The organism is Empedobacter sp. UBA7252, assembly GCF_002472765.1.
GTDB classification, from domain to species: Bacteria; Bacteroidota; Bacteroidia; order Flavobacteriales; family Weeksellaceae; genus Empedobacter; species Empedobacter falsenii_B.
In genome coordinates this window covers 1-7,260 of record NZ_DKSQ01000094.1, presented here as the reverse complement: position 1 = coordinate 7,260, position 7,260 = coordinate 1, and the positions used below count along the sequence as shown (strand labels likewise).

Here is a 7,260-nt window from a genome sequence, read left to right as displayed (position 1 = left end):
TTTAGTCTACGAGGATATGACTTACCCACAATGATTTACATCAAAATTCTGTTTGGATTGATTATCAACATTATTGTTTTGATCAAAAACTAAAACAACCTTCTACATAAGTTGGTATTTTTACTTTTCTAAAATTAAGCCAAGCATAGCAAAGTCCTCCTAAACCAGCAATTGCCAAACTAGAAACAATTGTTTTATTTACTTTTCCCATCTTCTACTCTTTTTTATGTTCGATATTTAACAAAAACTCAATCAAATCCATATTCAACTGTTCTTTATGAGTTATATTCAATCCATGCGGCGCATCGTCATACACAATGTAAGTCGATTTCGCGATCAATTTTGCAGCTTGATCTCCAGCTGTTTTAATTGGTACAGTTTGATCCTCTTTTCCATGAATAATTAATGTTGGAACATCTATCATTTTACATTCAGCTCTAAAATCTGTGTCCATCCAAGAGCGTGCAGCTCTCAAAGTTGCAATAGGTGAAGCATGCGAAGCAACCGAAAAATCAAAATCTAATTGTTCTTTGCTTACAGATTTTTTTAACAAGCCATGATTATAAAAACCTTTATGAAAACCTTCTAAAAATTCTAAACGATTTGTTTCAAGTTGATGAACAATCTGATCTAAGTCTTTTTGTGGAAAGCCGTGTTCGTTATCATCAGTTTGTTTTACGAGTGGAATAATTGAACTGATCAATGCTATTTTCGAAATATTACTGTTTCCATAATTGGTAATATAACGCACAACTTCTCCTCCACCCATCGAAAAACCTACTAACACAACATTTTCCAATTGTAAATCATCAATCAAGGCATGTAAATCTTCAGCCAATGCATCATAATCGTAACGATCCCATGTCGCACAAGATTTTCCAAAACCTTTTCGATCATAGGCAATACAACGAAAACCAGCTTCTACAATTTTAGGAATTTGATATTCCCACGATTGTAAACTAAGCGGCCAACCATGAATCAAAATAACGGGTTGAGCAAGTTTATTACCGTAATCGATATAATTTAGTTTATAATCTTTTCGTTTTAATTTAGCCATAATAATATTTTTAAGTGGTTTATAAATAATAATCTAACTGATAGATTATGATCATATTCATCACAATCATTAAGCCAATTATGAAATATTAGCGATTTCTGTAATAAAAAAGTCAACAATCAAAATTTGGCTTGATTTTTTAGGTAACTAAATTTCAACTTAAACAAGTTCGCAACTATGGATTTACATTCTGGATTACCTTATTGGATTGTTAAAAACGAATTTTTTGATTTATATCATCCTCTTCGAAATGATTTTAAAATAGATGTTGCTATAATTGGCTCCGGCATTACAGGAGCTTTAGTTGCGCACGAATTATGTGAAGCAGGTGTAGAATGCGCTCTTATCGATAAACGAACTATTTCTACAGGAAGTTCTGCAGCAAGTACTGCTCAATTACAATATGAAATTGATACCCCGTTAAGTAAATTAATAAATATTGTTCCCGAAAAAATTGCTATTGATGCTTATTTCAATTGCTTGGATTCTATTACAGTTATAGAAAATATATTCAAAAAAACTAATATTGATGCTGATTTTACACGTGTTCCTACAGTTTTATTAGCGAGTAATCAGCAAGGTGTGAAATTGTTAGATGAAGAATATACAATAAGAACAGAAGTCGGTTTGCCTGTCAAGTATTTAGATGCTAAGCAATTGAAAACTTACCAAAATATTGACGGAATTGCAGCATTGCAAAATGATACTTCTGCTCAGATGGATGCATATAAAGGCGCTATCAATTTATTAAAGTATCATCAAGAAAAACATCAATTACAGATTTTCACCCATACAAAAGTGGAAAAAATAAACGAAAATAAAAACAATTGCGAACTATGGACGGAGCATGGACATACTATTTCATGCAAGTATGTAATTGTTGCAACTGGTTTTGAAGCAGGTCAATTTCTACCTAAAAAAGTAATGAATTTATTATCTACTTACGCCATTTGTTCGGCTCCCATTGATGAAAAAATGGTTTGGCCAAATCGTAGCTTAATATGGGAAACAGCAGAACCATATCTTTATATGCGAACAACAAAAGATAATCGATTGATCGTTGGTGGTGAAGATGAAGATTTTCAAAATCCTGATAAAAGAGATGATTTACTTCGAACAAAAATCAAAACTCTTGAACGTAAGTTTAGTCGATTATATCCAGAAATTGAATTCAATACCGAAATGGCTTGGTGCGGAACTTTTAGCTCCACAAATGATGGTTTACCTTATATGGGACCATGGAAAAAAGGTGATCGAACATTATTTGCATTAGGTTATGGAGGAAATGGAATTACATTTTCGATGGTTGCAGCTCAAGTTTTAAAAAATATCATTCTTAACCAAAAAGATAGTCGCTTAGAAACCTTTGGTTTTGATCGACCAACTAAATAATAAAAAAATAAATTTTATAACTACAATCAGAAAGAATATCTAATCTAATTGGATGGTAAATATTAAATAAATATAATTATGAAAAAGAAAACGAAACAAAATATAGCTCGTTATAGCCTAGGTGCTTTTTTAGTGGTAGCTGGTATTACACATTTAACAATTGCGAGAAAAGAGTTTAAAGCTCAAGTTCCTAATTGGGTGCCCTTAGATAAAGATGATACTGTGGTATATTCAGGAGTGGTAGAAATAGCACTTGGTAGTTCAATTATATTAGTATCGGACAAAAAGAAAGAACTTGTAGGTAAAGTTATTGCAGGATTTTTTGCTGCTGTATTCCCTGGAAATTGGGCACAATATAAAAATCATAGAAATGGATTTGGTCTAGATACGGATCAGAAGCGTTTAGCAAGACTATTTTTACAACCATTACTCATGCTTTGGGCAATCAAATCAACTCAAAAATAACCATATTCAATAGAGATCAATATATGAATACATCAATATTTTAGAAAATATTAATATGTAAATGATGTATTTGATTCGAAAATTCAACTTATTATTTATAAATAAAATCAACAAAATGAATACAACTAGAATTTCTAAAACATTACAAAAAGCTCTAAATGATCAAATCACTTTAGAAGCCTTTTCTGCACAAATGTATTTGATGCTTGCTTGCTGGGCAGACGAAAATCAATTGGATGGAATCAAAAATTTTATGATGAAACACTCACAGGAAGAGCGTGTACATATGGCTAAAGTTATGGAATACGTACAAGAAAGAGGAGGAATTGTAAAAATTGAAGCTATACAAAAACCTGGTCCTGAACCAAAAAATGTATTAGAGTGTTTTCAAGCTGTTCTAAAACAAGAAATTGAAAATACAGAATCCATTTATAAAATTGTCAAAATGAGCATGGATGAAGAAGATTGGGCTACATGGAATTTCTTACAATGGTTGGTTGCTGAACAAAGAGAAGAAGAGAAATTAGCACTTGATTTATTAGACAAAGCTGAATTGGCAGGAGGAGCTAAAATGTCGGATGCAGCAAAATTTGAACTGAATAAAACAATTGGGACTACTGGACAAGATTTCCCTACTGCAGACCAAATCAACCCATTAGCAGAATAAATTAATTCTTGTAAAATCAAAAATCCCTTAATTTTAATAAAACTTAAGGGATTTTTGATTGCTAGAAAATAAAGAGAAAATATTAGGTATTTTCTTCATCACTGGATTATCAACCAAAGAAGGTAGCAACAAAATTATTTTTCCATCCAAATGCTTTTTGTCATCACGTAAATCTATTGTTTTGTACTCAGGTAATGTAACACCAACACTTTCGTAAGCCTCATTCAATTTTGCAATGGAATAATGGACATTTAACTCTCCAATACCCTCTAATGCTTTCATAATACGCTGCGATTTCCCTAAAGAATAGCCTATAAATACCGAAGTTTTTCCTTTCGCTCTATTATGATCTACCCAATCACGCATGTTTTTTTCTTGTTCTGCCACAGAAAGCCAATTGTAAACAGGAAGATCGAAGGTACTTTCGGTAATGAATTCGTGGCATTTTACAGCTTCAAAAGCCGTAGAAAGCCCATCATCTTGCAATTTATAATCTCCAGAAATTACGCTTACATAACCTTTATACTCCATCCTAATTTGTGCTGAGCCGATTATGTGACCTGCAGGATGTAATGAAACTTTAACCCCATTTATAGTTAGTTGTTCGCTATAACCGATACTTTCGCATTCGATATTTCTACCAATTCTTGAAAATAAAATAGGTTTAGTGAAATGATGACACAAATATTTTTTCATTCCACTTCGGGCGTGATCGGCATGTCCATGCGTGATAACTGCTAAATCTACAGGTCGCCAAGGATCAATATAAAACTTCCCTGGAATGCAATAAATACCTTTGGATGTGAATTTTAGCAGTTTCAAATTAATTTGTTTTTTTTGATTTATTTTTTAAATGTTTCGCTACAAAAAATCCTGCAGCGAATACTAGCGATGTTCCGATGATTTTTTGATTTGTTTTTGTTGGTACTGGAATAGCCATCTTTCCATAAACAGCATATGGATCGGTAGAAGGTTGTAAAACATTACCTTCATCAGCCTTTCCTTTTTTCACCTTCATCATCAGCCTTAAAACACCTGTTGCTAAATTGGTAAAGGTTTCTGGAAAAGCTCCATGTGCAAGCTTTAACATAAATGATGTGGCGTCTGGAAAGGTATCATTTTTAGGTTTGTTTATTAAATTATATATCACCTTTGCGGTATCTTTAGGATCGGCTGCAAACGGAGGTATTTTAAAATCTAAACCTGAGAATTTAGCGGAATGCATATTTCCTGTAGATTGTTGAACTTGTGGATAAACGTTGCAAATATGAATTTCGGGATACACACTATACTCACTTTGTAAACCACTCATCAACCCTTTTATTCCTGTTTTAGTTGCCGAATATACCGAACTAAATGGAGCTGGCATATATCCTCCAATGGAAACATTATTAATTAAAATGCCTTGATTTTGTTCTTTAAAAACGGGTAATATGTAGTACGCTCCGTGCATATACCCCATTAAATTGGTTTTGATTACTTGTTCGTTTATGTCCATAGGAATTTCCTCAAATTTTCCGCTTGCCATAACACCTGCATTATTCACCCACACATCTATGCGTCCAAATTCTTTCAGAGCAAATTCAACTAAATCTTTTACTTCATTTGCATTAGAAACGTCAGTTGATTTATAAACCGCTTTTCCACCGAAAGCATTGCATTCTGAAACCGCCTTTTCTAAACCTTCTACACCTCGTGCTGCCAAAACCAATTGATATCCATTTTGAGCAAATAAGTGTGCTGTAGCTAAGCCAACACCACTAGAAGCGCCAGTAATTACCGCTGTTTTAGTAATTAAATCAATGACTGTATTTTTCATAATTATAAATAGTAATATTAAACAAAAAGTCTCAGCGCTCTGAGACTTTACAGTATTTTAATCGTTAATTAGACAGTCTATTTTTTCGAAATCATTCTATACACTGCTAGACATAAAACTGCTCCAGCAATTGCAACTAAAAAACTAGAAATATTAAATCCGCTTACATCGACACCTAAAAGCATCGATCCAAGCCACCCACCGACAACAGCTCCAATAATCCCAATAATTATTGTTACTATCCAACCACCTGGATCGTTACCAGGGTGTATTGCTTTTGCTATTGCTCCGGCTATAAGGCCGAAAATTATCCATGTTAGAATTCCCATAATGTGTGATTTTTAAATATTAATAAATTGCGTTAATAAAAATAATATTTCAAATGCAATGCCATAAATAGTTTGTTTCTGCATTTTTCTTTAATTAATTAACATTGTAGAAGACAATAATTTATTCTTTATAGTTTCAGTTCTCCTTCAATTCCTCCGTCTTCAATTGTACTTCCTGTAACGGCGGCAAAAAGCATTTTCGACATGGCAATAAACTTATTGTCTTTGGTTTCGTAATAATACCCATCGTTTGGCGAAACTTTTATTAGACTGATATTAGGATCGTCTTTTCCATCAAACCAAGCATTTGCAAAATTGGTCCAATATTTATCAATTAAAGTTTTATCTTTTGAAACACTGGCTTTTCCTTTAATAAAGATGTATTCGTATTTAGAATTATTCATAAAATACAGTTCTACATTAGGATTGGTTTCAATTTCATCATTTTTCAGTGAACGAACATCACTCAAAAACCAGAGGTTACCAACCTCATCTACTTCTTGAAGAGCCATTGGTCTACTTGTAGTATTACCGCCAATATTGGTGGTAAAAAAGCAAGTTCGGGCAGTTTCAGCAATAGTTTTTATCTTTTCAATGGCTTTATTTCCGCTCAAATTTTCTGTCGGTGACTGTGCATTTCCCATAATTTTATTTTTTTATATCTGAATTGTGATTAAAACAATTTTTCTCCTCATTGATATGAAAAGTAAAATTTGTACAAACTATAATGTCATTGCTATCAAAATGTTTTACAATGCCATTTTTTTCCATCGTTACAACCCAACACGAATTTTGATGCATACCATAATCAATTATAAAAATAGTACGACCTCTACCAATAGGGGTATCAACAAGTATTGTAGGACTAAGTTGTAATATCATTCGTCTAAATTTTATATTTATATCACGTTAAACATTTTATTATGAAGGAACCTTCCTTTCTTCTTCACGGTCCCAAATACGATGTAATTTCATTACTTGAATAAAATCCGCAATCCAATTCTCATTTTCATCTTCTAAAATCACTCCTCTATCAAGTTTAACAAATGAATTATCCATTAACGAACCTGCTCCTTTTGCAAATGCTAATATTTTACAATGTCTGTAAGAATCATTGATAAATTCATAATAATCTGGATTCAATTTTAAAGATTCTATTGATTTGCCTGATGGTGTAAACACTGCATCATAACAAACAGATGGATCTGTAAGATAACTATGGGAAATCTTTTCTTTACTTCCTTCTTCATAAGTTAGCTCTCCAACTTTAGATGAAATTAATACCGCTTGAGCTCCCTCTTTTTCCAATGCTTTTTTTAATTGATCTACACTTTTTTTAGAAACACCATTATCTACTAAAAAGGCTACTTTTCTGGTTTTAATAATCCCTTCACCTTCTTTTACTTTCATACTCAGTGCATCAGATGAATTTATTTCTTGTTTTTTAGGCTTCAGAGGATAATTGGGATGATTTTGCCTTGCAAAACTTAATGTCAGCTCATCCAACTTTTTTGGAGGGATAATACCAAGA

10 protein-coding genes and 1 pseudogene are annotated in these 7,260 nt (G+C 32.5%); 3 read left to right on the top strand and 8 right to left on the bottom strand.

Annotated features, from left to right (window positions below):
- Positions 1-82: 82 nt before the first annotated feature.
- On the bottom strand, positions 83-211 hold the full coding sequence (locus B2X73_RS13600) for a hypothetical protein (RefSeq protein WP_260392044.1): 129 nt from the start codon (positions 209-211) through the stop codon (positions 83-85).
- A 3-nt stretch (positions 212-214) separates the two neighbouring features.
- The gene (locus tag B2X73_RS13595; protein WP_291096686.1) at positions 215-1,057 is read right to left on the bottom strand and encodes an alpha/beta fold hydrolase; all 843 of its coding nucleotides are present in this window, start codon (positions 1,055-1,057) and stop codon (positions 215-217) included.
- 177 nt (positions 1,058-1,234) lie between these two features.
- Here B2X73_RS13595 and B2X73_RS13590 point away from each other — a divergent pair, with 177 nt between their 5' ends.
- The 3 genes from B2X73_RS13590 (at position 1,235) to B2X73_RS13580 (ending at position 3,581) form a co-directional block, all read left to right on the top strand.
- The gene (locus B2X73_RS13590) at positions 1,235-2,449 is read left to right on the top strand and encodes an NAD(P)/FAD-dependent oxidoreductase (protein WP_291096684.1); all 1,215 of its coding nucleotides are present in this window, start codon (positions 1,235-1,237) and stop codon (positions 2,447-2,449) included.
- 78 nt (positions 2,450-2,527) lie between these two features.
- Complete coding sequence (locus tag B2X73_RS13585) at positions 2,528-2,914, top strand: DoxX family protein (RefSeq protein WP_260542826.1); 387 nt, start codon at positions 2,528-2,530, stop codon at positions 2,912-2,914.
- Between the two features lie 115 nt (positions 2,915-3,029).
- Positions 3,030-3,581, top strand: a complete 552-nt coding sequence (locus B2X73_RS13580; protein ID WP_221856913.1) for a ferritin — start codon at positions 3,030-3,032, stop codon at positions 3,579-3,581.
- Between the two features lie 33 nt (positions 3,582-3,614).
- Here the strand turns inward: B2X73_RS13580 and B2X73_RS13575 are convergent, their stop codons facing one another.
- The 6 genes and pseudogenes from B2X73_RS13575 to katE all read right to left on the bottom strand — a co-directional run.
- Entirely contained in the window at positions 3,615-4,403 is a 789-nt protein-coding gene (locus B2X73_RS13575; protein ID WP_221856911.1) for a DNA ligase-associated DEXH box helicase, read from the bottom strand.
- 1 nt (position 4,404) lies between these two features.
- Complete coding sequence (locus tag B2X73_RS13570) at positions 4,405-5,400, bottom strand: SDR family NAD(P)-dependent oxidoreductase (RefSeq protein ID WP_291096681.1); 996 nt, start codon at positions 5,398-5,400, stop codon at positions 4,405-4,407.
- A gap of 77 nt (positions 5,401-5,477) precedes the next feature.
- Positions 5,478-5,729: a GlsB/YeaQ/YmgE family stress response membrane protein gene (locus B2X73_RS13565; RefSeq protein ID WP_019976198.1), complete on the bottom strand. Its 252-nt coding sequence runs from the start codon at positions 5,727-5,729 to the stop codon at positions 5,478-5,480.
- A 128-nt stretch (positions 5,730-5,857) separates the two neighbouring features.
- Complete coding sequence (locus B2X73_RS13560; protein ID WP_291096679.1) at positions 5,858-6,373, bottom strand: pyridoxamine 5'-phosphate oxidase family protein; 516 nt, start codon at positions 6,371-6,373, stop codon at positions 5,858-5,860.
- 4 nt (positions 6,374-6,377) lie between these two features.
- Positions 6,378-6,611 (bottom strand): hypothetical protein, encoded by a 234-nt coding sequence (locus B2X73_RS13555; protein WP_221856903.1) that lies wholly within the window; start codon positions 6,609-6,611, stop codon positions 6,378-6,380.
- Between the two features lie 39 nt (positions 6,612-6,650).
- Positions 6,651-7,260, bottom strand: a pseudogene (gene katE / locus B2X73_RS13550) (catalase HPII); the annotation flags it as partial.

Excerpts from the sequence above, each read along its gene's own strand:
- B2X73_RS13600 (WP_260392044.1), bottom strand. The coding sequence starts at position 211 with ATGGGAAAAGTAAATAAAACAATTGTTTCTAGTTTGGCAATTGCTGGT.
- B2X73_RS13595 (WP_291096686.1), bottom strand. The coding sequence starts at position 1,057 with ATGGCTAAATTAAAACGAAAAGATTATAAACTAAATTATATCGATTAC.
- B2X73_RS13590 (WP_291096684.1), top strand. The coding sequence starts at position 1,235 with ATGGATTTACATTCTGGATTACCTTATTGGATTGTTAAAAACGAATTT.
- B2X73_RS13585 (WP_260542826.1), top strand. The coding sequence starts at position 2,528 with ATGAAAAAGAAAACGAAACAAAATATAGCTCGTTATAGCCTAGGTGCT.
- B2X73_RS13580 (WP_221856913.1), top strand. The coding sequence starts at position 3,030 with ATGAATACAACTAGAATTTCTAAAACATTACAAAAAGCTCTAAATGAT.
- B2X73_RS13570 (WP_291096681.1), bottom strand. The coding sequence starts at position 5,400 with ATGAAAAATACAGTCATTGATTTAATTACTAAAACAGCGGTAATTACT.
- B2X73_RS13565 (WP_019976198.1), bottom strand. The coding sequence starts at position 5,729 with ATGGGAATTCTAACATGGATAATTTTCGGCCTTATAGCCGGAGCAATA.
- B2X73_RS13560 (WP_291096679.1), bottom strand. The coding sequence starts at position 6,373 with ATGGGAAATGCACAGTCACCGACAGAAAATTTGAGCGGAAATAAAGCC.
- B2X73_RS13555 (WP_221856903.1), bottom strand. The coding sequence starts at position 6,611 with ATGATATTACAACTTAGTCCTACAATACTTGTTGATACCCCTATTGGT.